This is a genomic window from Stenotrophomonas sp. JC08, from assembly GCF_052180205.1.
In the GTDB taxonomy this organism is placed as follows: Bacteria; Pseudomonadota; Gammaproteobacteria; order Xanthomonadales; family Xanthomonadaceae; genus Stenotrophomonas.
The window spans coordinates 2,985,687-3,008,750 of the sequence record NZ_CP197473.1 but is presented as its reverse complement, the minus strand read 5'-3'; the positions used below and the strand labels follow the sequence as shown (position 1 = coordinate 3,008,750).

Genomic DNA, 23,064 nt, shown 5'->3' with positions numbered 1-23,064 from the left:
CGCATCAGCGTGGTGGACCACCGCGTCCGCCGCGGTTGCCCTTCTGGCTGGCGGCCTTGAGTTGCTCCTCGCTCGGCGCCGGCGGCGCCTGGCCCGGTGCCAGCGCGTTGACCTTGCTGCCTTCCTTCAAGCGGAACTGGCCTTCGGTCACCACCTTGTCACCCGGCTGCAGGCCCTTGCTGATCACCACATGGCTGTCGTCGACCTGCCCGCCCTGCTCGACCTCGCGCAGGGTGACGGTGGTGTCGGACTGGATCAGGTAGACGAAGTCGCCGCTGCTGCTGCGCTGCACCGCTTCGGCCGGCACCACCACCGCGCCGGGCAGCTCGCCCAGCTGCAGGCGCACGTTGACGAACTGGCCGGGCCACAGGCTCTTGTCCGCGTTGGGGAATTCGGCGCGCAGACGGAAAGTGCCACTGTTGCTGCTGATCTGGTTGTCCACCACCTGCAGCCTGCCGTCGGCGTTGGTCACGTTGCCGCCTTCGCGGTCGAGCGTGGCGGTGGACAGCGGGCTGGTGGCCTGCGCGCTGCGTACCGCGTCCAGCTGCCGTTCGGGCAGGTTGAACAGCACGTAGGCCGGCTGCAACTGGGTCACGGTGACGATGCTGCTGCCGGCGCTGACCACATTGCCCGGATCGACCGCACGGATACCGGTGACACCATCGATCGGCGAGGTGATGCGGGCGTAGTCCAACTGCACCTTGGCCTGCTCGGCGCTGGCCTGCGAAGCGGCTACCGCGGCCTGGTATTGCGCCACCTGGTTGCGCAGCGTGGTCAGGTCGGTCTGGGCGACAAATGCGCGGTATTCAGGCGAATTGGAGCGTTCGTAGTTGGACTGTGCGGTCGCCAGCAGCGCCTGGTTCTGGCGTTTGCTGGCCAGGGCCTGGTCGTACTGGGCCTGGAAGGTACGCGGGTCGATCTGCGCCAGCAGCTCGCCCTTCTTCACCGGCTGGCCCTCGCGGAAGTTGACGCTGAGCAGCTGGCCGCCGACCTGCGGGCTGACGGTGACGGTGTTGTAGGCGCTCACCGTGCCCTGCGCGGTCACATAGACCGGCACGTCCTTGCGCTCGGCGGTCACCGCGGTGACCGGCACCGGCGCGCTGTCGCGACCACCGCCGCGCATGCCGGTTGCCTGCCCAGTGCCGGACTGCTTGCCTCCCCCCATCATCCGGTAGCCGATACCGGCCACCAGCAGCACTGCAATGACCAGCAGCACGATCTTCCAGAAACGCGACATGCGAAAACTCCTGAGGGAACCGGATTGGGGGGAACAGCGGCGTAGCCGGAGAGGATAACGCCCGCACTGGCGACTGCAGCCATGACCGATGGGCCACGCATACAGACCTGCGTATGCCGGTGAACGTTCCAGTGCGGGGATGGTTGACCTCGTGCGGAAGAAAGTTTTGCCCTACATTCCGGTCTTCGAGGCGTGTGCAAGGGGAAGTGTCGATGGGCCGCAAGACCGTACTGGTGTCCGCACTGCTGTGCGCCCTGTCGCCGCTGCTGGCGCAGGCCCAGGACGCCCAGCGTCCGGAAGTGGCCGCCGCCGCCACGCGCCTGCAACAGCAGGTGGTCGACTGGCGTCGTGATTTCCACCAGCATCCGGAGCTGTCCAACCGCGAAGTGCGTACCGCCGCCAAGGTCGCCGAACGCCTGCGTGCGATGGGCCTGCAGCCCCGGACCGGTGTGGCGGTGCACGGCGTGGTGGCGATCATCAAGGGTGGCCTGCCCGGGCCGAAAATCGCCCTGCGTGCGGACATGGACGCGCTGCCGGTGACCGAACAGACCGGCCTGCCGTTCGCCTCCACTGCTACCGCCGAATACCGCGGCGAGCAGGTCGGGGTGATGCATGCCTGCGGCCATGATGCCCATACCGCCACCCTGCTCGGTGTGGCCGATGCGCTGGTGGCGATGCGCGACACGCTGCCCGGCGAGGTGATGCTGATCTTCCAGCCGGCCGAGGAAGGCGCGCCGCCGCCGGAGCAGGGTGGGGCCGACCTGATGCTCAAGGAAGGGTTGTTCAAGGACTTCAAGCCGGAGGCGGTATTCGGCCTGCATGTGTTCTCCACCGTCCAGGCCGGCAAAATCGCCGTGCGCGGCGGCCCGCTGATGGCCGCCTCCGACCGCTTCTCGATCACCGTCAACGGTCGCCAGACCCACGGCTCGGCCCCCTGGAACGGGATCGACCCGATCGTTGCCGCCTCGGATCTGGTCGGCACCGCGCAGACCGTCGTCAGCCGCCGCGCCAACCTGTCCAAACAACCGGCGGTACTGACCTTCGGCGCGATCAAGGGCGGCATCCGCTACAACATCATTCCCGACTCGGTGGAGATGGTCGGCACCATCCGCACTTTCGATGCGGACATGCGCCAGCAGATCTTCGCCGACCTGCGCACTGTCGCCGAACACACCGCTGCTGCCCACGGCGCCACCGCCGTGACCGACATCTACGAGAAGGACGGCAACCCGGCCACGGTCAACGATCCGGCGCTGACCGCGCGCATGCTGCCCAGCCTGCAGGCGGTGGTGGGCAAGGACAACGTCTACGAGCCGCCGCTGCAGATGGGCTCGGAGGACTTCTCGCTGTATGCCCAGCAGGTGCCGTCGATGTTCTTCTTCGTCGGCTCCACCGGCGCCGGCATCGACCCGGCCACCGCGCCGAGCAACCATTCGCCGAAGTTCCTGCTGGATGAAAAGGCGCTGGATGTCGGTCTGCGGGCGCTGCTTCAGGTGTCGCTGGACTACCTCCACGGCGCGCGCTGACCGGCGACGTAACGTCATTGCCGGTGGGGCGGCGGCTTCAGGTTTCCGCTGCCGCGTTCCATGCGGGTGGGGCGCAGCGCGGTGATGGCCATAAAGCGGCCGGTCAAGCGCTGCGCACTACAATCGGCGCATGAATACCCCTGAAAAATCCAGTCTGGGCCGCGAGGTCGATTACCCCACCCGCTACGACGCCGGCCTGCTGTTTCCGATCCCGCGTGCGACCGCGCGGGGCCAGATCGGCCTGCACGCTGCGACCCTGCCGTTCGCTGGCGAAGACCGCTGGCACGTGTACGAGCTGGGCTGGCTGGATGCACGCGGCAAACCCTGCGTGGCGACCGCCACGCTGTGGGTGCCGGCCACCTCGCCGAACCTGATCGAATCCAAGTCGCTCAAGCTGTACCTGAATTCACTCAACGGCACCCGCTTCAACCGCGCCGAGGCCGTGCGTGAACGCATCACCACCGATCTGTCGGTCTGTGCCGGTGCCGATGTGCGGGTGGACTTCGGTCTGCCGCCGGTCGCCGAGGCACCCGGCCAGAGCATCGACCACCTGGATGTGGACATCGACTGCTACGGTCCGCCGCAGGCGGCGTTCCTGTCTGCCGCCGATGACATCACCAGCGAGTCGTTGACCTCGGCCCTGCTCAAATCCAATTGCCCGGTCACCGGCCAGCCGGACTGGGCCAGCGTCAGCATCCGCTACCACGGCCCGCGCATCGACCGCGAGGGATTGCTGCGCTACCTGGTGAGCTACCGCGACCATGCCGAATTCCACGAGCAGTGCGTCGAGCGCATTTTCCTGGAGTTGATGCAGCGCTGCGCGCCCTCCTCGCTGGAGGTGGAAGCCCGTTACACCCGCCGTGGGGGCCTGGATATCAATCCGCGTCGCGCCACCGCTGACCTGGTTGCCGACACTCGCGTCATCCGCGATTCCCGGCAGTAATGGCATGACCGCGGTACCGCCATACACCGGTTTTACACCGGCGCGATGAATCCTTAACGCGCAGGATGCAATGGTTGTCTCACCCGAGGAGGAACGACTCGAATGAGCAACGACAAGAAGGCTGATTTTTCCGACGTGGCTTCCCGCGTGGACAGTACCGCCGAGGTGGTGCCGAAGGCGGATTTTTCCGATGTCAGCGCAACGATCGACTCCACCGCGCAGGTGGTGGGGGGACAGACCTATACCGTGCAGAAGGGCGACAGCCTTTCCCGGATCGCAAAGAACCTGTTGGGCGATGCCAATGCATGGACGCGGATATTCCAGGCCAACCGGGATGTGCTGGAGGACCCGGACAAGATATTCCCGGGACAGACGCTGAAGATTCCACCCCGCCAGGAATAGAGCCGGGCCAATGCCACTCTTCCTTTCCACTCCGGAGCATTCCATGAAGAAGATTTCCACCAGCAGTGTCCTGATGATCGCCTTGGCCGGCACGCTCGCTTTGGCCGGCTGCAAGAAGCCGGAAGAACCCGCGGCACCGGCCGCGACCAGCACCCCGGCGCCCGCACCGGCACCGATGAACGAACCGGCACCGGCGATGCCGGCACTCAGCGTCACCTCGGTGACGGTCGGCAACACGGCGGCGGCGGACAAGTCCGTCGCGCCGGTGGCGACCCTGGCCGGCAACGACAAGATCCTCGTGTCGGTGAAGACCGATGGCACGGCCAGCAATGCCAATCTCGCCGCCAAGCTTGTCTACCAGGACGGGCAGGTGGCCGGTGAGCAGACGGCCATGCTCAACACCAGTGGTGCGGAAACCACCAACATCGAGTTCAGCAAGGCCAGCCCCTGGCCCGCCGGCAAGTACCGCGCGGAGGTGACGCTGGACGGCCAGCCGGCCGGCATGCCGCAGGAATTCGAGGTGAAGTAGCAGGGCTTCCCCTGTCGCCCTCTCTCCCGACAGGTGCAAGCCATGGGCGCAGCCGCAACGCTGCGCCTTTTTTTGTGGGCGGGGAATATCCCGGGCTTTCCCGGTGAGGCAGAGCCGGTGCCGGAAGTGTACGGTTTTCCGGTGTGGTGGGAGCATCCGTGCCTTCAGTGCAATATCAGCAGCGGGCTGTCGAAGTCGAATTCCAGTTGCCTTGGCGTACGCCATGCACGCTGTTTCCGCCATGGGCCCAGTTGCCCCGCCTCCGCGGGTGCAAGGGCGATGGGATGCTGCGAGCGGGCGAGATCACGTGCCCTGGCGCAACAACGGTAGGCCCATGAATCGGAAATCAGCAGCCGCCTGGCGACGCTTGGCATGTGTTGGCCGCAGTCCTGAAGGAGCACCCGCCAGGCGCCGGCCAGTGAGGGATGCGGTGCATCGACATCGGGCAGGTTGCTTTGTTCCTCGCCGATGAGCAGATGGGCCAAGGGGGCGCGGCCATCGTCGCTGGCCAGACGGTTCATCAGTGGATGTGTCGCGTTGTCTTCCATGTTGTCGCCAACGGCGTGATCCAGCCGCACGCCATGACGGACATGTACTTCGGTGTAGCGCACCAGCGCCTGATACAGGTGGCGCAGCAGCAGGTCCTGGAAGCCGGAGTCAAGAAAGTCGAGCGGAAAGCCATGGCGTTCAGACAGTGGGCCAGCCAGCAGCCAGGCCTCCTGTGCCACATCGTCGGGGGAATGCTCGCCGCAGGTGGCACGGGCAATACGCCGCAACGCCTTGGCCTGCTGTTGCAAAAACAGCGTGTAGGAATTGAAGGGAGTGTTCATCGACCGGGCCTTCGGGCACCGGGCATGGAGTATGCGCAGCTGGCCGCTGGCGGGGAAGTTCCACGCCGGCGGTGATATGCCACAATCGGCGGCGCATGGCAGGAAGCTGCAGGACCCCGACGTTTTGACCTCGACAACCCACGCGACCATCCCCCCTCTATTCGCGGTCGTGCCTGCCGGCATCTTCGGTCCGCTGGCCTCGCCCAACCGGCAGAACTACTGGTCGCTGCTGTGCCGGCTGTTCGATGAATTCTTCGGCCCGGATGCACCGGTGCCGCCCAGCCATGGCTTCCAGCGGCGCGAGATCACCGCCGCGCTGGAGCGCTACCTGCTTGCCGATGATCCGTGGGAGGACGAGGACGGGCAGGCGCCGGATGCGCCGTTGAACGTGCGCGCCAGTGCCATCCACGACCGCTTCCGCGCCGCCGGCTGGCTGCGCCAGGAGCGCATCGGTGCGCGCGAGATGGTGACCATGCCGCGCATGGTGGCCGAGCTGCTGTCGGCGCTGGTCGAATTCAGCGAGCAGGGGCCGACTTTCGTCCGCGCCAAGATGGGCTCGATCGAGTCGCAGCTGCAGAAGGTGGCCGATGGCCGGATCGACGGCGGCATCCTCGACGAGGCTGCCGACCAGGCGCGCCGGCTGCTGGTGTCGCTGGCGTCAATGAGCCTGCAGGTACGCGACCTGATGCCGGAGCTGAGCAAGGCCGAGACCACCGCGCAGTTCGCGCGGCAGTGGTTCGAGCGCTATGTCGGCCAGCTGTTCATAGGCGACTACGCCGAGCTGCACCGCGCCGACCACCCGATGGCGCGCCGCAGCTCGATCCTGGCGATGGTGCAGCAGCTCGATGCCGGTGCTCCGCGCGAGGCGCTGCTGGGCTGGTACCGCGAGCATGTCACCGGTGGTGATGAGGCGCGCGCGCAACAGCGTCTGTCGCGCAGCCTCAACCGCCTGCGCGAACTGGAGCGCATCGACGAATACCTGACCCGTCTGGACGAGGACATCCGCCAGGCCAACCGCCGTGCGCTGGCCTTCCTCGATTACCGCCTGCGCGCCCCCGACAAACTCGACGTGCTGCTGCGCCGCGCCTGTCGCGGCGCGCTGTCGGCGCCGGAAGATGCGCTGCGGCTGCCGGTGGCGCCCGGCCCGTTGATGGACGAAACGCGGCTGCGCCCACCGCACCGCAAGCCGGCGCCGATCCCGCGCAGCGCCAACGCCACCACGCCGCCCACGCCCGAGCAGCTGGCGAGACTGTCGCTGCTGCGGCGGATGAAACGCGCACGGCTGGTCAATGTCGAGGACATGGCGCGCTATGTCGGGCGCCACCTGCAGCACGGTGCGACGATCGAATCGGCGCAGCTGGCCATCGCCAGCATCGAGGACCTGCGCGCCTACCAGACCCTGCTCACGCTCGCCCTGCGCGGCAACCGCATCGGCGGCCTGCGTCGCGAGGACCCGCTTGGACGGTTGCTGCGCGGCTTCCGTGTGGAGCTGCTCGAGGTGGGCGATGGCACCCCCAACGATTACCTGCGCGGCCCGCGCTTCCGCATCGTGCGGGTCGGCGCACCACACCCGGAAACCGCATGAAACGCAGCTGGAACACCCTCAGCCAGATGTCCAACGGCACCTACGCCGTGCAGGATTTCGAACGTGCCGCCTACCGGCTGGCGACCGAACAGGTGCTATATGCCGCCGACGCGCGCTCGCGCGTGGCCTACCACCTGGTCGAAGACCACTACGCCGATTTCGTTGCCGCGCTGGAGCCGCTGGGCATCCGCCTGGAGCGCAACGCGCATTACCGCTACCTGGTGGCGCTGCCGGCCCACGGAGAAGGCGCGCCGGTGACACTGGAGGAAACCCTCGCGCTGCTGGTGCTGCGCCAGCGTTACGACGAAGCCATGCGCCAGGGACTGATCGAGGACCATGGCGAAGTGGTGGTGGAACTGCCCGAACTGCAGGAAAGCTGGCAGGCGTTGACCGGCCGCTCGATGCCCGACGTCGGTGCGCTGCGTGCTTTGGCGCGCACGCTCAAGCGCTGGGGCGTGTGCCGGCTGGTGGACTCGGAAAGCGACGATCCGCAGCCGTTCCACCTGCGCGTGCGCCCGGCCATCGTCGAGATCGTCGGCGAGCAGTGGCTGCAGCGCCTGGACCAGCACAACCGCGATGACGCGGACGATATCGACGCGGAGGACGACGATGCAGCAGCTTGAACGTGTCCATCTGGTCCAGTTCTTCCTGTTCGAGGCGCAGAGCCTGCAACTGGACCGCACCAGCGCCATCATCGCGCCCAATGGCGCCGGCAAGAGTGCGCTGCTCGATGCGCTGCAGATCGTGCTGCTGGGCGGCGACCGCAGCCGCATCCGCTTCAACGCGCAGGCCGGCGGCAGCCATCGCGCGCGCACCATCCGCGACTACTGCCTGGGCGTGTTCCGCAGTGGCGAGGAAGGCCGCAAGCGCCGTACCGCGACGACCTATATCTCGCTGGTATTCCGCAACACGCTGACCGGTGAACCCTTGACCGCCGGCATCGCGCTTGGCGCCTCGGTCGATGAGCCCGAGCACCGCACCCACGGCCTGTACCTGCTGCCGGGCGTGGCGCTGGAACTGGACGAACATATCGAACGGATCAACGGCAAGGAACTGCCGCTGGCGTGGACCACCTTCCGCGAGCACATCACCCGCCGCTGCAAGGACGTGGGCGAAACCCCGCAGCTGCATCCCAACGCCGAGCGCTTCGTGCGCGACCTGCTGTTGCGGCTGCGCGCCGGTCCGTCGGTGACGCCGGACCTCAACGCCTACCGCAAGGCCTTCCTCAATGCGCTGAACCTGCAGCGGGTGGAGGACGTGGACCTGTTCGTGCGCACGCTGGTGGCCGAGGACCGGCCCACCGATATCGCCCGCTTCCGCGCGCTGCTGGACAGCTTCCGGCTGATCAAGGAGAAGATCGAGCAGGTCAAGCAGCGCATCGACGCCGCCGAAGGCGTGGAGCGCCAGTACGAGAAGATCGCCGCGCAGGCCACCCGTGCCGCGTCCGCGCGTGCGCTGGCTGCCGAGTACGCGCGCGACCTGTACAGCGAGCAGCTCGACCAGGCCGAAGGCGCACTGGCGGATGCGGAAAACACGTTGACCGACACCCGCCGCCAGCTGGCCGATACCCGCGTCGAGCGCGACACCCTGCGCGAGGAACAGGCGCGTGCCAATACGCGCCTGCAGGGCAGCGCCGGCTATGGCGAGCAGGCGCAACTGGACGAACTGGCCGGCCGCGACCGCGACCGCCTCGTGCAGCTGAAGAAGGACCTCGCGCGCGAGCTCGCCTTCATCGGTGAGCAGCTGCGCCAGCTCGGCACGCTGGAGCTGGAGGGCATCGATGCCGGGGTGCTGGCAGCGGCGCGCGCCGAATGGGAGGGCTGGCATGCCGAGCTGACCGCACTGGATGCCGAAGCGGTGCTGCCGTGGACACCGGAAGACCTGTTCGCGCGCTCGCGGCAGGCGCTGCGCACGACCGCGCCCTTGCGCGAACGCCTCGACCAGCATGCACGGCAGCTGCACGCCACCCACGACAAGGCCCGCGACGCGCTGGAAACCGCGCGGCAGAACCAGAAGCGGCTGGCGGCCGGCCAGGCCGAGCTGAATCCGGACACCGTGCGGCTGATGAGCTACCTGCGCGATGCCGGCATCGATGCACGCCCGGTCTGTGATCTGGTACGGGTCACCGATGGCAGCTGGCAGCACGCCATCGAGGGCTACCTGCGCAGCAATGTCGAGGCGCTGTTGATCCCCGATCAGGACGAGGAGCGTGCGGTCAAGCTGTACCGCGGGCTGACCGGCGGGCGTGCGGTGTATGGCGTCAAGCTGGCGCTGTCCAGCCAGGCGCGGCAGTCGCGCGGTGCCGATACGCCGGCTGCCGGTAGCGTCGCGGCGCTGCTGGAAGGCGTCAACGCCGATGCACTGGCGTTCCTGCGCCGGCAGCTGGGTGAGCTGCGCTGCGTGGAGACCGAAGCCGAACTGGTGCGCAGCCGCCAGGGCCTGACCCGTGACGGCCTGCTCTCGCGTGGCGGCAGCATCGAGCGCCTGCGGCTGCCGGCCGCCGGAGACCTGCGCATCGGCGCGTCGGACAACCGGGCCCGGGTACGGGTACTGCACGAGGAAATCGAGCGTGCCGAGCAACTGCTGCGACAGATCGAACCGCAGCTGCGGCGAGCCGATGACTGCCAGCGTGGTCTGGCGCGGCTGGCCGATGCCGATGCGGTGGCGCAGGCGCTGCACGAACGCGTGCTGGAGCACCGCCAGGTGGCCGAGCGCTATCGCAGCGCGCAGGAGAGCCGTCGCAGCGCGCTGGATCCGGACCTGCTGCGGTTGTCCGAACAGTTGCACGCACTGAAGGCGCAGCTGGCCGCCTGTGAACAGCGTGCCGACGCGCTGGTCGGCCAGGAAGCGGTTGCCGCGTCCAATCTGGAACGCACTCGCGGCTTGCTCGACGGCCTGCGCCAGCAGGAGGAGCTGGTCGCGCGCCGCGCGGTGGAAGCCTTCGCCGACCCGGATGTCGATCCGAACCGGGTCGAACGCCAGCGCGAGGAACTGGACGAAAAATATCCGTCGCTGGAAGAACGCGCACAGCGTTGCGAGGAACGCGCCCGGGACAGTGACGCCCAGCTTGGAAAGCTGGTGCCGATGGCCTGGGGCGAGCTGGCGCAATACGCGCGCGACCATGGCATCGAGCTGGATTTCGCCGCCGATGCGTGGCGGCCGGCGCGCACCTTGCTGCAACGCGAACTGACCCAGCTGCGCGACACCGAGCTGGTGCAGTACGAGGCCGAGGCGCAGCAGGCCTATACCACCGCCGTGGATACCTTCCGCACCGGCGTGGCATCGACGCTGTACGACAACTTCACCCGGCTCAAGACCCAGATCGCCACGCTCAACCGCACCTTGCGCGGCAGCCCGGCGTTCTCCAACAACGAGCGTTACCAGTTCTATTATGAGGTGCTGCCGGAGTTCCGCGAGCTGCACCGTTTCATCCAGCGGGCGGCCGACATCGGCGGCGAGGACACGCTGTTTGAAAGCGCCGGGCAGGTGCCGGAGGCGTTCCGCGCGCTGGTCGAGGACAAGGCCGCCGCCCATGTGGCCAACTCGCCGCTGGACGACTACCGCCGCTTCTTCCGTTTCGAAGTGCAGATCCGCCAGGAGGATCGCGTCATCGGCAACCTGAGCGAGCGCATGCGTTCCGGCTCCGGTGGCGAGCACCGTGCGCCGCTGTACGTGATCGCCGGTGCCGCGCTGGCCGCGGCCTACGGCAAGAGCGAGGCGCACCCGGGCGGGCTGGGACTGATCCTGCTGGACGAATTCGGCGACAAGATCGACGCGCAGAACGCGCGCGCGATCACCGGCTACCTGCGCTCGCTGGGCCTGCAGCTGATGCTGGCCGCGCCCGACACCGCGCAGGGTACGCTCTCCGGTGTGCTGGACAGCTACATCGAGCTGTTCCGCGACGGCGACCTGTTGCAGGCCGAGCGCATCGAGGTCACCGAGGCCGCGCGCAGCCTGCTGCTGTCGGACCAGTTCGACCTGCACCCGGAGCTGCTGGCAGCCGAGACCGCACGCATCGAACGCGAGCAGGCCACGACATGACCGCCTTACCGGGCCGCGCGGATGACACGCCGGCCCGGCGGGTGTTGCTACGGCTGCTGCGGCGCGCCGAGGCGGCGCTGCTGTCTGGCGATCCACGGGCGGCGAGCCTGTCGATGACCGGCAAGCGCGATGGTGCCGAGTATCTGGCTCTGCGCGGGGCGGAAGATTTCGATGTCTTCCACGGTCATATCGCCGTGGCCGAGCGCGCCGGCGCAATCCGTGTCGAGCGTGATCGTCACCGTGATGACGGTGAGCGCCTGGTGCGGCTTGCCGTGCACGACATCGCCGCGTTGGCGCGCGAGCTGGGCCTGGAACTGCACGCACAGGGTGTGGCCCGCGCCGAAGCCCTGCTGGCGCCCTGGTGTTGCAGGAGCGACGTGAGTCGCGACGACGCTTCTGTGGCAATCCCCGGCAGCGATCCACTCCGTTCCCGCAGCAATTCCGACGAAGCGGCCACTGCGCCGCGTTTCCCGGTCATTGCGCAGGTACTGGCTGCCTGGCGTGCGGGCCGCAAGGTGCGGGGCTGTGGTCCGGCAGCGGCCGCCGATCTCGCCGATGCCGCACGGGCAGTGCAGGCGCTGCTGGCCGATGCCCGTGGCGAGCGCATCCTGCGCAAGGCCAGCGCCAGCCTGTTTGCCGACAGCAAGCGGCTGGAAGCGCTGACGCCATGGCTGGACTTGCTGGTGAGCGGCGAACTTGCCGTCAGCGGCCTTGAGGACGAACAGGTGTGGTCGGCGCTGGGACTGCGCCGGGAACCACAGCCGCTGTTGCTGGCCGGACAGGGAAAGGTGGCGCTTGATGACGGCAGCTTCCACATCCTGCCCGCGCGCTGGCTGGGTTTTCCGGTGGATGCGGTGTCCGGCATTTCCACCGCGGTGCGTGCCTTGCTGAGCATCGAGAATCTGGCCAGCTTCCATGAAGCGGCGGCGCTGCGCGGTGATGCACCGGTGCTGCTGCTCTATACCGGCGGCATGCCGTCACCGGCGTGGCGCAACGCCTATGCGCGCCTGCTGGATGGACTGCCGGCCACAGCCGCGCTGTACCACTGGGGCGATATCGACCTTGGCGGTTTCCGTATCGCCGCCAAGCTGGCCGAGCAGGCCGGGATGCGGTCCCGCGTGTTGCACCCGTGGATGATGGCCCCGGATGAATTGCCCGCTGAAGTCATCGCCGCAGGCGAGGTGCCGCCACCGGCGCTGCTGGCATCGATGTGTGACTGGGCCTGTCGTGCGGGCTGGACGGAACTCGCTGCAGGGCTGCAACGGAGGCCGCTGAAGCTGGAACAGGAGCGCCTGACGCCGCGGCTGCCGTGATCCGGCACGTCCGGCAGGCAAAGTCGCGGGTGGTCTGTGGCAGCAAAAACGCCGGCATTGCCGGCGTTTGCCTGTACGGCTCCGGTCCGGCTCAGGCGCGCACGGTGTTGGAGATGATCTCCACCCAGTAGCCGTCCGGGTCCTTGATGAAGGCCAGGCTCTTCATGCGGCCATCGCTCAGGCGCTTCTGGAATGGCACGCCCAGTTCTTCAAACCGCGCACATGCCGCTTCCAGTTCGGGCACCGACACGCAGATATGGCCGAAGCCGCGCGGCTCGCTGTTGCCGTCGTGGTAGACCGGGCCGTCCTGGTTCTCGGTGCCGTGGTTGTGGGTCAGCTCCAGCACGCCGGGAATACCGGCCATCCACAGCCGACGCTGCGCATCGTCTTCGGGAATGGCGGTGCCGGCCGGCACATAGGCCAGGAAGTACAGGCTGAACTGGGCATCCGGGAAATCACGCCGGTCGATCAGCGAGAAGCCCAGCACGCGGGTGTAGAAGTCCAGCGAGGCGCGGATGTCCTTCACGCGCAGCATGGTGTGGTTGAAGACGAAGCCATGGGTTTGCGCGGGGGCGGTGGCGGCGACGCCGGGCTGATCACGCAGGGATTGAAGGCTCATGGGGGCTCCTTGATGGGGGAATGCACGCGGCACAGAGCGTCATTTTACGTGCGCCGCCAGGCCGCCGGATGACGGCGGCCGTAACCGCCGCCGTCATCGCCCGTTTCAGGGATGCTGCGAGAACGGCGTGATGCTGCCGTCTTCAGCCAGCAGGCCCACGGTGAACGGCTGGCGGTAACCATCCGGCGATTCCATGCCCGGCGAGCCGACCGGCATGCCCGGCAGCACCAGTCCGCGCGCCTTGGGCCGCTCGGCCAACAGCTTGTGGATGTCGGCAACCGGCACGTGGCCTTCCACCACATAGCCGTCGATCTCGGAGGTGTGGCAGGAGTACATGCCTTCGCCGATGCCCAAGCGCTGCTTCACCGTGAGCATGTCGCCGGTATCGTGGATCTCCACCGGAAATCCGGCCGCCTGCATGTGTTGGGCCCAGCCGGTGCAGCAACCGCAGTCGGGGTCCTTGTGCACCTTCACCAGCGGCAGGCGTTTGCTGGCCGGAGCCGCGTCCTGTGCGGGGGCCGGAGCGGCGCTGGCCGCCGTCTGTGCGGCCGGAGCCGGGGAGGCCGCACTGCAGGCACTGGTCAGCAGCACGCTGCCGGCCAGCAGCAGGAGTCGTGAGGTGTTTGCGTTGAAGTTCATGCAATTTGATTCCTTGGTGTCGTCGCACCGCCACTGCAGTGCGGTCATGGCGTAGTGGCCGGTTCGGCCGGTGGGACGGACGCCGTGCAGCGCCCGTCCCGGCAGATCAGAACCAGAGGCGCACGCCGGCAACCCAGCGCGACTCGCTGACGGCTGCTCCGGCATCGCGGTGCAGGTCGGCGGTGTTGCCGTACACGCGTTCGTGGACAAAGCCCACATACGGCGCGAAGCGTCGGGTGATCTCGTAGCGCAGGCGCAGGCCCGCCTCCACGCTGCTCAGGCCCTTGCCCACGCCGCGCTGCGGATCGTCATCGGCGACCAGGTTGGCCTCGACCACCGGCTGCAGGATCAGCCGGTTGGTCAGCAGCACGTCGTACTCGATCTCGACGGCCAGCTCGGCCTTGCGCGTGCCGCCGAGGTAGGCCATCGCCGATACCTCGAACTTGTAGGGCGCCATGCCCTGGAAGCCGACCGCCGCGCGGGTCAGGTCCGGACTGTCGCGACCGTTGTCGTGACGCACGCCGGCCACGAAGTCCCACCACGGCGAGATCGCACGGCCGTACAGCGCATCGGCCGACCAGTCCTGCACGCGGCTCTCGCTGCGCTCACCTTCACTGCGCAGCCACAGCCGGTGGATGTCACCGCCAAACCACGAGTCGATGCCCCAGGTCTGGCCGCTGCCATGCGCGTTGTCCCAGGCTTCCAGATGGTCGAACACCACCAGGCTGTTGAAGGCCGGCGCGTGCTCCATCGCGTGCGGCGCCAGGGTCGGGAACGCGGCAGCGAAGTCCTCGGCGGTCGGCACCGGGATCGGTTCGCGTGGTGTGGCGCTGGCGGGGAGGTCGGGTGTGCGGTGGCCGGCATGCGAGTCCGGGCCATGCGCACTGTGGTCCATCGCGCCCATGTCGTGACCGGCATGGGGATCGGTTTTCGCCGCTGGCATCGTGTGCCCGGCATGCGGATCGTCCTTCGCCGCCGGCGCGGGGTGTCCGGCATGCGGATCGGCACCGTGGGTGCTGTGATCCATGGCCGCCATGTCATGGCCGGCATGCGGGTCGTTCTTCGCCGCCGGTACGGGGTGACCGGCATGGGCATCGTGCGCGTCGGCCTTGGGCTTGGCATGGCCGACATGCGGGTCCGCCGATGGCTTGGCCGCAGTACCGTGGCCGGCATGTGGATCCTGGGCGAAGGCGGTGCCGGTGGCGACCAAGGCGAGGAATAGCAGGGAACGGGAAAGCGTCTTCATGCCTCGATCCTCACTTCGCGCATCATCCCCGTTTCCATGTGGTACAGCAGGTGGCAGTGGAAGGCCCAGCGGCCGAGCGCGTCGGCACGCACACGGTAGCTGCGGCGGGTGCCCGGCGGCATGTCGATGGTGTGCTTGCGCAGCTGGAACTGGCCGTCGGCGTTCTCCAGGTCGCTCCACACGCCGTGCAGGTGGATCGGGTGCTGCATCATCGTGTCGTTGACCAGCACGATGCGCATGCGCTCGCCGTAGTTCAGCCTGATCGGCTCGGCGCCGCCGAACGGGATGCCGTCGAAGTTCCAGGCGAATTTTTCCATGTGCCCGGTCAGGTGCAGCTCGATCTCGCGGCCGGGTTCGCGGCCATCGGGGTCCTCGAACAGCGAGTGCATCGCGCCGTAGGTCAGCACGGTGCGGCCGTTGTCGCGCAGGCCGATGCCCGGATCGTCCAGCTTCGGTTCGCTGGCCGCGGTCTGCATGTCCACCAGCGGATTGCCGGCCTCGCTGGCCGGATGCTTCGGTGCCTTGCCACCCCCGCCGTGGCCCATGTGCGCACCGCAGCCGCCTTCCATACCCTTCATGCCCATATTGGCGCCGCAGCCCCCTTCCATGCCGGCGTGACCGCCCATGTCATGGCCCATGTCGCCCATGGTCAGCAGCGGACGCGGATCCAGCTGCGGGATCGGCGCCTGCAGGCCGCGGCGCACGGCCAGCGTGCCGCAGGCGTAGCCGGTGCGGCCCATGTCCTGCGCGAACACGGTGAACGCGTCCTGGCCGGTGGGCTCGACGATCACGTCGAACGTCTCGGCCGGCGCGATGCGGAACTCGTCGATGCTGACCGGGTGGATGTACTGGCCGTCAGCGGCCACCACCGTCATCTTCAGGCCGGGAATGCGCACATCGAAGTAGGTCATCGAGGCGCCGTTGATGAAGCGCAGCAGCACCTTCTCGCCACTGCGGAACAGCCCGGTCCAGTTGCCGGCCGGCGCGGTGCCGTTCATCAGGTAGGTGTAGGTGTGGGCGTTGATGTCGGAGATGTCCGAGGGCGTCATCCGCATCCGGCCCCACATGCCACGGTCGCTCAGCGTCTCGCGCAGGCCGTCCCTGCGCGCATCGCGCAGGAAGTCACCGACCGTGCGCTGGTAGGTGTTGTCGTGCATGGCCATCTTCTTCATGCGCCGGTGCAGCGCAGTGACGTCCATGTCGGTCCAGTCCGAGAGCATGACCACGTGCTCGCGGTCGAAGTGGTACGGCGGCGGTGCCAGCGGATCGATGATCAACGGGCCGTACAGGCCGGCCTGCTCCTGGAACAGCGAATGGCTGTGGTACCAGTAGGTGCCGGACTGGTTGAGCTGGAAGCGGTACTGGTAAGCCTCGCCCGGCGCGATGCCGTTGAAGCTCAGGCCCGGCACGCCGTCCATGTTGGCCGGCAGCAGGATGCCGTGCCAGTGGATGGAGGTGATCTCATCGGTGAGCGTGTTGGCCACGCGCAGATTGACCGTGTCGCCCTCGCGCAGGCGCAGGATCGGCGCCGGCAACGAGCCGTTGACGGTGATCGCACCGCGCGTGCGGCCAGTGAAATTGACGGCCGAACGGCCGATGGCAAGGCTCAGATCGGTGCCGCGCAGCTCGGTACCCGGCACGGCCATGGCCGCAGTTGACGCCAGCGCGGTGGGAATGCGTCCCAGGCCGGCACCGGCGACAACCCCGCCCAGCGCCAGGCCCTGGACGAAGCGGCGCCGCGACAGCGTCGAGCGCGGGTCGGAAAGGAAATCGGATGACATTGGAAACTCCCGGCCATGCACGGGCGATACGCTGCGCCACGGCATGGCTTGAACAGATCGGGGAAGCACCATGGCGCGGCCATGGCACGGGTCTGCATGCAGCGCACATGGCGCCACGGGAGATCAGGCGATGGGAGGCCGGTTGAGCTGGCCCGGTGCCACGCCATGGCGGTAGGGCACCGATGGAACCGGCTGCAGGCTGTGGCGCAGCGTACCCAGGCGGGTCATCGTCATGGCCGGCAACATGTTGCAGTGTTGCTTGCAATCGCAGTGGTTGCCGTCGCCACAGGAGGCAGGATCCTGCCCGCTACCGTCCGCATCGCATTGCATGCTGAGGTCCTGATGGCAGCAGTCATGCGTGTCGTCACCGATTTCCTGGGCCATGGTCTGCATCGGCACGGCCATCGCTGTTGCAGACCAGACCGAACCGACCGCGGTGGCGATCAGGGACAGGCACAGCAGCAGGGGCAGCAGGATGCGCAGCACGGGTCGGGTCCGGAGACAGGCCTGAACCTTACCACCCCCCGACCCGCAACGGACTGAACGGCGCGACGTTGCAGACGCCCGCAGGGTTGACGGCTGCCACCTCCGCCCGCTGTTTGGTGCAGCCGGTAGAATCAGGACATTCCTCTGACCAAGTGGCGATCCATGTCCCAGCGCGCATGGGTGGCGTCGGCCATCCGCAAGATCGAGGCCGATTACAACCGTTCGGCCGATACCCACCTCATCCCGATCGACCTGCCGGGCTTCCCCGGCATCGATGTGTATCTGAAGGACGAGTCCAGCCATCCCACCGGCAGCCTCAAGCACCGGCTGGCGCGCTCGCTGTTCCTGTACGCGTTGGCCAACGGCTGGCTGCGTGAAGGCTGCCCGGTGATCGAGGCCTCCAGTGGCTCCACCGCGGTGTCGGAGGCCTATTTCGCGCGCCTGCTCGGGCTGCCGTTCATCGCGGTGATCCCGGCCAGCACCTCGCCGGAGAAGATCGCCGCGATCGAGTTCCACGGCGGCCGCTGCCACCTGGTCGAACGCGCCTGCGAGCTGAACCACGCCTCGCAGGCGCTGGCCCGTGAAACCGGCGGCCACTTCATGGACCAGTTCACCTATGCCGAGCGCGCCACCGACTGGCGCGCCAACAACAACATCGCCGAGTCGATCTTCAAGCAGATGGCCGAAGAGCCGCATCCTGTGCCCGAGTGGATCGTCTGCAGCCCCGGCACCGGCGGCACCGCCGCCACCCTGGGGCGCTATGCCAGCTATCGCCGCCACGACACGCTGATCCTGTGCGCCGATCCGGAAGTGTCGATCTTCTACGACGGCTACTGCGCGGCCCTGCAAGGCGCCGACTGGCGCGACATGACCTGCGAAGGCGGCTCGCGCGTGGAAGGCATCGGCCGCCCGCGGGTGGAGCGCAGCTTCATTCCGACCAGCGTCGATGCGATGGTGAAGGTGCCCGATGCGCTGAGCCTGGCGGCGATGCGCCATGTCAGCGCCACGCTGGGGCGCCGCGTCGGTGGCTCCACCGGCACCAACTTCGTCGGCGTGCTGCATGTCGCCCGGCTGATGCGTGATGCCGGCCGCGGCGGCTCCATCGTCACCATCCTGTGCGATGCCGGCGAGCGCTACGCACACAGTTACTACAATCCGGACTGGTACGTGCAGCAGGGCATCGATGTGGTCAACGCCGATGCCGCCATCGCCGCCGCGGTTGCCGGGCAGGACGTGCTGGCGTTGCCTTGTGCGTGGCTGGAAGCGTCGCCATATCGCTCATGAAGCCGGCCGTGCCGGCACCGTTTTTTCCAGGACACGCATGAACACCAATCCCCTGCTCGACTTTTCCGGCCTGCCGCGTTTTGACGCGATCCGCCCGGAGCATGTGACGCCGGCCATCGACACGCTGCTGGCTCAGGCCGAAGCCGCGGTAAAAGCCGCCGAAACCGTTGCGCCGGTGCGCTGGGATACGTTCGTGACGCCGCTGGATGACGCCAGCGAGCGCCTGTACCGCGCCTGGGGCCAGGTGTCCCATCTGCAGGCGGTGGTCAACACGCCGGAGCTGCGCGAGGCCTACAACGCCAACCTGCCGAAGATCAGCCGTTTCGGCAGCGCGGTGGCGCAGAACCCGGCGCTGTATGCGCAGTACAAGGCGCTGGCTGTCGCGCCGGAGGCGGCCGGCTATGACGACGCGCGCCGCAAGGTGCTGGAAAACGCGCTGCGTGATTTCCGCCTGGGTGGTGCCGAACTGGATGAAGCCGGCAAGGCCCGTTTCGCGCAGTTGCAGGAAGAGCTGTCCGGACTACAGGCCAAGTTCTCGCAGAACGTGCTCGATGCCACCGACGCGTTCGCACTGTACGTGGACGATGAAGGCGAACTGGCCGGACTGCCGGCCGATGTCATCGCCAGTGCCCGCGCCGCCGCACAGAAAGACGGCCGTGATGGCTGGAAACTGACCCTGCAGATGCCGTGCTACCTGCCGGTGCAGACCTATGCCGACAACCGCGCGCTGCGCGAGCAGCTGTATCGCGCCCACGCCGTACGCGCATCCGAATTCGGCGAAGCGGCGCTGGACAACAGCGGCAACATCGACCGCATTCTTGCCGTACGCAGCCAGATGGCATCGCTGCTCGGTTTCGCCAACTACGGCGAATACTCCATCGCCACCAAGATGGCCGCCGATGCGCCGCAGGTGCTTGGCTTCCTGCGTGACCTGGCCGGCCGCGCCAAACCGTATGCGCAGCGCGACCGTGCCGAACTGGAAACCTTCGCCCGCGACGAACTGGGGCTGGAGGATTTGCAGGCATGGGATCTCGCATACGCCAGCGAGAAGCTAAAACAGGCTCGTTACCGCTACTCCGAGCAGGAAGTGAAGCAGTACTTCACCGAGCCGAAGGTGCTGGCCGGCCTGTTCGGCGTGATCGAACGCCTGTACGGCCTGACCGTGCAGCAGGACACCGCGCCGGTGTGGCATGAGGACGTGCGTTTCTACCGGCTGGTGGATGCCGATGGGGCGCTGGTCGGCCAGTTCTACATGGACCTGTACGCGCGTGAGGGCAAGCGCGGTGGCGCGTGGATGGACGATTGCCGCAACCGCCGCGTCACCGCCGCTGGCGTGCAGACGCCACTGGTGTACCTGGTGTGCAACTTCGGCCGCGGCGGTGACGGCCAGCCCGCCACCTTCAGCCACGATGAGGTCATCACCCTGTTCCACGAGATGGGTCACGGCCTGCACCAGCTGCTCACCCGTGTCGGTGAGCTGGCGGTGGCGGGCATCAATGGCGTGGAGTGGGATGCGGTGGAGCTGCCCAGCCAGTTCATGGAGAACTTCTGCTGGGAGTGGCCGCAGGTGGAGGGAATGAGCGCGCATGCGGTCACCGGTGCCGCGCTGCCGCGGCCGCTGTTCGAGCGGATGCTGGCGGCGAAGAACTACCAGAGCGGCATGTTCACCGTGCGCCAGCTGGAGTTCGGCCTGTTCGACATGCTGCTGCACAGCCAGTACCAGCCGCAGCAGGAAAACGTGCTGCAGTTGCTGGAGCGCGTGCGTGACGAGGTGGCGGTGAACCTGCCGCCGGCATGGAACCGCTTCCCGCACCAGTTCAGCCACATCTTCGCCGGGGGCTATGCGGCCGGTTACTACAGCTACAAGTGGGCCGAAGTGCTCAGCGCCGACGCCTATGCCGCGTTCGAGGAGGCCCCGGACCAGCTGGCCGAAACCGGCGCTCGCTTCCGTGCCGAGGTGCTGTCGCGCGGTGGCAGCCGCAGTGCGGCGGAGAATTTCCGTGCGTTCCGTGGCCGTGATCCGCAGATCGACGCGTTGCTGCGCCACAGCGGCATGGTGGCCTGAGCCTGCATCCCACGGCACGGACGCCGTGCTTCAGCCGCCACGGACATGGCGCCGCCAATACCGGTGCGGCGTCATGACGGGAGCATGCCGGTGCTGTCGCCGCTGCCGGACTGGGTGGAAGCTGTTCTGGCTGCGTCCACCTGCCGGCTGGCACACTGCCGCTTCCCGTCTCCGTCCATGCCCACCATGAACAACCGGTCCGGCCCGCTGGCAGGCATTCCCGCCACCTTGCTGCGCATCGCGGTCGCCGCCGCGATCGTTGGCGTGGTGATGTGGTTCCAGCCGCGCATCAACGAGCCGGCCGCGCAGGTCAGCAATGGCCTGAACCTGCGCAGCGCGCCTGATCCGCGTGCCGAGCGGCTGGCGCTGCTGCCGGTGGGCACCACTGTGGAAGTGCAGCGCTGCCTGGACGACCTGCAGTGGTGCAATGTGCGCGCCGGTGGCCACAGTGGCTGGGTCGCGGCCAACTATCTGGTCGCCACCCGTGATGGCAAGCGCGTGCGCCTGGCCGAGGCCGGCAAGGAGATGGGCGTGGTGATCGAGACCGCGCAGCCGGGCGGCTGAGGCGCCGTGCAGCCGCCGGGTCTGCCAAAGAAAACAGCCGCTTTCGCGGCTGTTTTCCATTGCCTCAGTGCCGGCGTGGCATCACACCCGGCCGAACACCAGCGTGGCGTTGGTGCCGCCGAAGCCGAAGCTGTTGGACATCACCGTATCCAGCCGGGCGTCCTGCGTCTGGCGCAGGATCGGGAAGCCTGCGGCGCGCTCGTCCAGCGTTTCGATATTGGCCGAGCCGGCCATGAAGCCGTCGCGCATCATCAGCAGGCAGTAGATCGCCTCGTGCACGCTGGCCGCGCCCAGCGAGTGGCCCGACAGCGCCTTGGTCGAGGACAGCGGCGGTACTGCATCGCCGAACACCTCGCGCACCGCGCCCAGCTCGGTCACATCGCCCAGCGGCGTGGAGGTGCCGTGGGTGTTGAGGTAGTCGATCGGACGGTCGATGCCTTCCATCGCCATCTTCATGCAGCGCACCGCGCCTTCGCCGGACGGGGCGACCATGTCGGCGCCATCGGAGGTCACGCCGTAACCGACCAGCTCGGCGTAGATGCGTGCGCCGCGGGCCACCGCGTGATCGTAGTCCTCCAGCACCAGCATGCCGGCGCCGCCGGCGATGACGAAGCCGTCGCGGCCGGCGTCATACGGACGCGAGGCGCTGGCCGGGCTGTCGTTGAAGCTGGTGGACAGCGCGCCCATCGCATCGAACATCACGCTCATCGACCAGTGCAGGTCCTCGCCGCCGCCGGCGAACACCACATCCTGTGCGCCGTGGCGGATCAGGTCCGCGGCCGCGCCGATGCAGTGCGCCGAGGTGGCGCAGGCGGCCGACAGCGAGTAGCTCAGGCCCTTGATGCTGAACGCGGTGGCGAGGTTGGCCGACACCGTCGAGCACATCGTCCGCGGCACCATGTACGGGCCGACCTTGCGCACGCCACGGTTGCGCAGCAGATCGGCCGCTTCCACCTGCCATTCGCTGGAGCCGCCACCGGAGCCGGCGATCAGCCCGGTGCGCACATTGCTGACCTGGTTCTGCTCCAGGCCGGCATCGGCGATGGCATCGCGCATGGCGACGTAGCTGTAGGCGGCGGCATCGCTCATGAAACGCTTGAGTTTGCGGTCCACCTGCGTGTCCAGGTCGATGTCGACGCGGCCACCGACCTGGCTGCGCAGGCCGGCTTCAGCGTGGTCGGGCAGGGCGACGATGCCCGGGCGGCCTTCGCGCAGGGCACTGGAAACGGTGTCCAGATCGTTGCCGAGGCAGGACGTGATGCCCATGCCGGTGATGACGACACGCCGCATCAGAAGCTCTCCGTCGAGGTGAACAGACCCACGCGCAGGTCCTTGGCGGTGTAGATCTCGCGGCCGTCGACCAGCATGCGGGCGTCGGTCTGGGCCATCACCAGCTTGCGGTTGATCACCCGCGAGACATCGATCTCGTACTGCACCAGCTTGGCGCTGGGCAGCACCTGGCCGGTGAATTTGACCTCGCCGCAGCCCAGCGCACGGCCGCGGCCTTCGGCGCCCAGCCAGGTCAGGTAGAAGCCGGTCAGCTGCCACATCGCATCCAAGCCCAGGCAGCCGGGCATCACCGGGTCGCCAATGAAGTGGCAGCCGAAGAACCACAGGTCCGGGGTGATATCCAGCTCGGCGCGGATCAGGCCCTTGCCGTGGGCGCCGCCGTCCTCGCGGATGTCGGTGATGCGGTCGAACATCAGCATCGGATCGTTGGGCAGGCGGCCCTTGTTGGGGCCGAAGAGTTCACCGCGCGCGCTGGCCAGCAGCTGGTCGCGGGAGAACGAATGCAGACGGGTCATCCGGTGGTAGTCCAAAGCCAGGAGCGAGCCGCCGAGCATGCGTCAGCAATCGGCATTCAATCAAATGTTTTAACTTGACGGTTGCGTATGTTCGACGCAATTGGCGGCCGTTCGAACGCTTTTGCGTGGCGTTCAAGATTGCACAATTGTGAGGACAAGTGTGCATTTG

General features: G+C 67.6%; 20 protein-coding genes. 11 read left to right on the top strand and 9 right to left on the bottom strand.

From position 1 onward, the window contains the following. Positions 1–4: 4 nt before the first annotated feature. Positions 5–1,237 carry an efflux RND transporter periplasmic adaptor subunit gene (locus ACSBPQ_RS13880; protein ID WP_442682684.1) on the bottom strand — a complete coding sequence of 411 codons (1,233 nt, stop codon included), beginning with the start codon at positions 1,235–1,237 and terminating at the stop codon, positions 5–7. Positions 1,238–1,449: 212 nt separating this feature from the next. On the opposite strand from ACSBPQ_RS13880, the gene ACSBPQ_RS13875 reads away from it, so the two are divergent. The 4 genes from ACSBPQ_RS13875 to ACSBPQ_RS13860 all read left to right on the top strand — a co-directional run bounded on the left by ACSBPQ_RS13875 (position 1,450) and on the right by ACSBPQ_RS13860 (position 4,637). Then, the gene (locus ACSBPQ_RS13875) at positions 1,450–2,763 is read left to right on the top strand and encodes an amidohydrolase (RefSeq protein WP_442682683.1); all 1,314 of its coding nucleotides are present in this window, start codon (positions 1,450–1,452) and stop codon (positions 2,761–2,763) included. Between the two features lie 130 nt (positions 2,764–2,893). Further along, positions 2,894–3,706 carry an NADPH-dependent 7-cyano-7-deazaguanine reductase QueF gene (gene queF / locus ACSBPQ_RS13870; protein ID WP_442682682.1) on the top strand — a complete coding sequence of 271 codons (813 nt, stop codon included), beginning with the start codon at positions 2,894–2,896 and terminating at the stop codon, positions 3,704–3,706. 102 nt (positions 3,707–3,808) lie between these two features. After that, positions 3,809–4,108, top strand: coding sequence for a LysM peptidoglycan-binding domain-containing protein (locus ACSBPQ_RS13865; protein ID WP_442682681.1), 300 nt, complete (start codon positions 3,809–3,811; stop codon positions 4,106–4,108). 43 nt (positions 4,109–4,151) lie between these two features. Further along, entirely contained in the window at positions 4,152–4,637 is a 486-nt protein-coding gene (locus ACSBPQ_RS13860) for a hypothetical protein (protein WP_442682680.1), read from the top strand. A gap of 164 nt (positions 4,638–4,801) precedes the next feature. Here the strand turns inward: ACSBPQ_RS13860 and ACSBPQ_RS13855 are convergent, their stop codons facing one another. Beyond that, positions 4,802–5,467: a hypothetical protein gene (locus tag ACSBPQ_RS13855; protein ID WP_442682679.1), complete on the bottom strand. Its 666-nt coding sequence runs from the start codon at positions 5,465–5,467 to the stop codon at positions 4,802–4,804. Between the two features lie 124 nt (positions 5,468–5,591). Here ACSBPQ_RS13855 and ACSBPQ_RS13850 point away from each other — a divergent pair, with 124 nt between their 5' ends. From ACSBPQ_RS13850 to ACSBPQ_RS13835, 4 genes are read left to right on the top strand one after another with little or no spacing between them, the layout of a single operon-like run. Further along, positions 5,592–7,052 (top strand): Wadjet anti-phage system protein JetA family protein, encoded by a 1,461-nt coding sequence (locus ACSBPQ_RS13850; RefSeq protein WP_442682678.1) that lies wholly within the window; start codon positions 5,592–5,594, stop codon positions 7,050–7,052. Next, the gene (locus tag ACSBPQ_RS13845; protein ID WP_442682677.1) at positions 7,049–7,675 is read left to right on the top strand and encodes a DUF4194 domain-containing protein; all 627 of its coding nucleotides are present in this window, start codon (positions 7,049–7,051) and stop codon (positions 7,673–7,675) included. Before ACSBPQ_RS13850 ends, ACSBPQ_RS13845 begins: the two co-directional genes overlap by 4 nt. Beyond that, the gene (locus ACSBPQ_RS13840) at positions 7,662–11,093 is read left to right on the top strand and encodes an SbcC/MukB-like Walker B domain-containing protein (RefSeq protein WP_442682676.1); all 3,432 of its coding nucleotides are present in this window, start codon (positions 7,662–7,664) and stop codon (positions 11,091–11,093) included. Before ACSBPQ_RS13845 ends, ACSBPQ_RS13840 begins: the two co-directional genes overlap by 14 nt. Beyond that, on the top strand, positions 11,090–12,406 hold the full coding sequence (locus ACSBPQ_RS13835) for a Wadjet anti-phage system protein JetD domain-containing protein (protein ID WP_442682675.1): 1,317 nt from the start codon (positions 11,090–11,092) through the stop codon (positions 12,404–12,406). The genes ACSBPQ_RS13840 and ACSBPQ_RS13835 overlap by 4 nt, the downstream gene beginning before the upstream one ends. Before the next feature lie 91 nt (positions 12,407–12,497). Here ACSBPQ_RS13835 and gloA read toward each other — a convergent pair whose 3' ends face one another. The 5 genes from gloA to ACSBPQ_RS13810 form a co-directional block, all read right to left on the bottom strand. After that, positions 12,498–13,025, bottom strand: coding sequence for a lactoylglutathione lyase (gloA, locus tag ACSBPQ_RS13830; RefSeq protein WP_442682674.1), 528 nt, complete (start codon positions 13,023–13,025; stop codon positions 12,498–12,500). Positions 13,026–13,130: 105 nt separating this feature from the next. Next, a complete protein-coding gene (locus ACSBPQ_RS13825) occupies positions 13,131–13,664 on the bottom strand; it encodes a DUF411 domain-containing protein (RefSeq protein ID WP_442682673.1) in 534 nt (177 codons plus the stop codon). A 106-nt stretch (positions 13,665–13,770) separates the two neighbouring features. Beyond that, positions 13,771–14,910, bottom strand: coding sequence for a copper resistance protein B (locus ACSBPQ_RS13820; RefSeq protein WP_442682672.1), 1,140 nt, complete (start codon positions 14,908–14,910; stop codon positions 13,771–13,773). After that, positions 14,907–16,691, bottom strand: coding sequence for a copper resistance system multicopper oxidase (locus ACSBPQ_RS13815; protein ID WP_442682671.1), 1,785 nt, complete (start codon positions 16,689–16,691; stop codon positions 14,907–14,909). Before ACSBPQ_RS13815 ends, ACSBPQ_RS13820 begins: the two co-directional genes overlap by 4 nt. Before the next feature lie 123 nt (positions 16,692–16,814). Then, positions 16,815–17,177, bottom strand: coding sequence for a CopL family metal-binding regulatory protein (locus ACSBPQ_RS13810; protein WP_442682670.1), 363 nt, complete (start codon positions 17,175–17,177; stop codon positions 16,815–16,817). Between the two features lie 162 nt (positions 17,178–17,339). Between ACSBPQ_RS13810 and ACSBPQ_RS13805 the strand changes: the two genes are divergently transcribed. The 3 genes from ACSBPQ_RS13805 (at position 17,340) to ACSBPQ_RS13795 (ending at position 21,090) form a co-directional block, all read left to right on the top strand. Then, a complete protein-coding gene (locus tag ACSBPQ_RS13805; protein WP_442682669.1) occupies positions 17,340–18,461 on the top strand; it encodes a PLP-dependent cysteine synthase family protein in 1,122 nt (373 codons plus the stop codon). Between the two features lie 37 nt (positions 18,462–18,498). After that, complete coding sequence (locus tag ACSBPQ_RS13800) at positions 18,499–20,526, top strand: M3 family metallopeptidase (protein ID WP_442682668.1); 2,028 nt, start codon at positions 18,499–18,501, stop codon at positions 20,524–20,526. Positions 20,527–20,610: 84 nt separating this feature from the next. Then, the gene (locus tag ACSBPQ_RS13795; protein WP_442682667.1) at positions 20,611–21,090 is read left to right on the top strand and encodes an SH3 domain-containing protein; all 480 of its coding nucleotides are present in this window, start codon (positions 20,611–20,613) and stop codon (positions 21,088–21,090) included. Positions 21,091–21,171: 81 nt separating this feature from the next. On the opposite strand, the gene fabB is transcribed toward ACSBPQ_RS13795, so the two are convergent. Then, a complete protein-coding gene (fabB, locus tag ACSBPQ_RS13790) occupies positions 21,172–22,380 on the bottom strand; it encodes a beta-ketoacyl-ACP synthase I (RefSeq protein WP_442682666.1) in 1,209 nt (402 codons plus the stop codon). Further along, positions 22,380–22,895 (bottom strand): 3-hydroxyacyl-[acyl-carrier-protein] dehydratase FabA, encoded by a 516-nt coding sequence (gene fabA, locus ACSBPQ_RS13785; protein ID WP_232147075.1) that lies wholly within the window; start codon positions 22,893–22,895, stop codon positions 22,380–22,382. Before fabA ends, fabB begins: the two co-directional genes overlap by 1 nt. Positions 22,896–23,064 lie beyond the last annotated feature (169 nt).

Coding starts and splice junctions, on each gene's coding strand:
- ACSBPQ_RS13880 (WP_442682684.1), bottom strand. CDS start 1,237: ATGTCGCGTTTCTGGAAGATCGTGCTGCTGGTCATTGCAGTGCTGCTG.
- ACSBPQ_RS13875 (WP_442682683.1), top strand. CDS start 1,450: ATGGGCCGCAAGACCGTACTGGTGTCCGCACTGCTGTGCGCCCTGTCG.
- queF (WP_442682682.1), top strand. CDS start 2,894: ATGAATACCCCTGAAAAATCCAGTCTGGGCCGCGAGGTCGATTACCCC.
- ACSBPQ_RS13865 (WP_442682681.1), top strand. CDS start 3,809: ATGAGCAACGACAAGAAGGCTGATTTTTCCGACGTGGCTTCCCGCGTG.
- ACSBPQ_RS13860 (WP_442682680.1), top strand. CDS start 4,152: ATGAAGAAGATTTCCACCAGCAGTGTCCTGATGATCGCCTTGGCCGGC.
- ACSBPQ_RS13855 (WP_442682679.1), bottom strand. CDS start 5,467: ATGAACACTCCCTTCAATTCCTACACGCTGTTTTTGCAACAGCAGGCC.
- ACSBPQ_RS13845 (WP_442682677.1), top strand. CDS start 7,049: ATGAAACGCAGCTGGAACACCCTCAGCCAGATGTCCAACGGCACCTAC.
- ACSBPQ_RS13840 (WP_442682676.1), top strand. CDS start 7,662: ATGCAGCAGCTTGAACGTGTCCATCTGGTCCAGTTCTTCCTGTTCGAG.
- ACSBPQ_RS13835 (WP_442682675.1), top strand. CDS start 11,090: ATGACCGCCTTACCGGGCCGCGCGGATGACACGCCGGCCCGGCGGGTG.
- gloA (WP_442682674.1), bottom strand. CDS start 13,025: ATGAGCCTTCAATCCCTGCGTGATCAGCCCGGCGTCGCCGCCACCGCC.
- ACSBPQ_RS13825 (WP_442682673.1), bottom strand. CDS start 13,664: ATGAACTTCAACGCAAACACCTCACGACTCCTGCTGCTGGCCGGCAGC.
- ACSBPQ_RS13820 (WP_442682672.1), bottom strand. CDS start 14,910: ATGAAGACGCTTTCCCGTTCCCTGCTATTCCTCGCCTTGGTCGCCACC.
- ACSBPQ_RS13815 (WP_442682671.1), bottom strand. CDS start 16,691: ATGTCATCCGATTTCCTTTCCGACCCGCGCTCGACGCTGTCGCGGCGC.
- ACSBPQ_RS13805 (WP_442682669.1), top strand. CDS start 17,340: ATGTCCCAGCGCGCATGGGTGGCGTCGGCCATCCGCAAGATCGAGGCC.
- ACSBPQ_RS13800 (WP_442682668.1), top strand. CDS start 18,499: ATGAACACCAATCCCCTGCTCGACTTTTCCGGCCTGCCGCGTTTTGAC.
- ACSBPQ_RS13795 (WP_442682667.1), top strand. CDS start 20,611: ATGCCGGTGCTGTCGCCGCTGCCGGACTGGGTGGAAGCTGTTCTGGCT.
- fabB (WP_442682666.1), bottom strand. CDS start 22,380: ATGCGGCGTGTCGTCATCACCGGCATGGGCATCACGTCCTGCCTCGGC.
- fabA (WP_232147075.1), bottom strand. CDS start 22,895: ATGACCCGTCTGCATTCGTTCTCCCGCGACCAGCTGCTGGCCAGCGCG.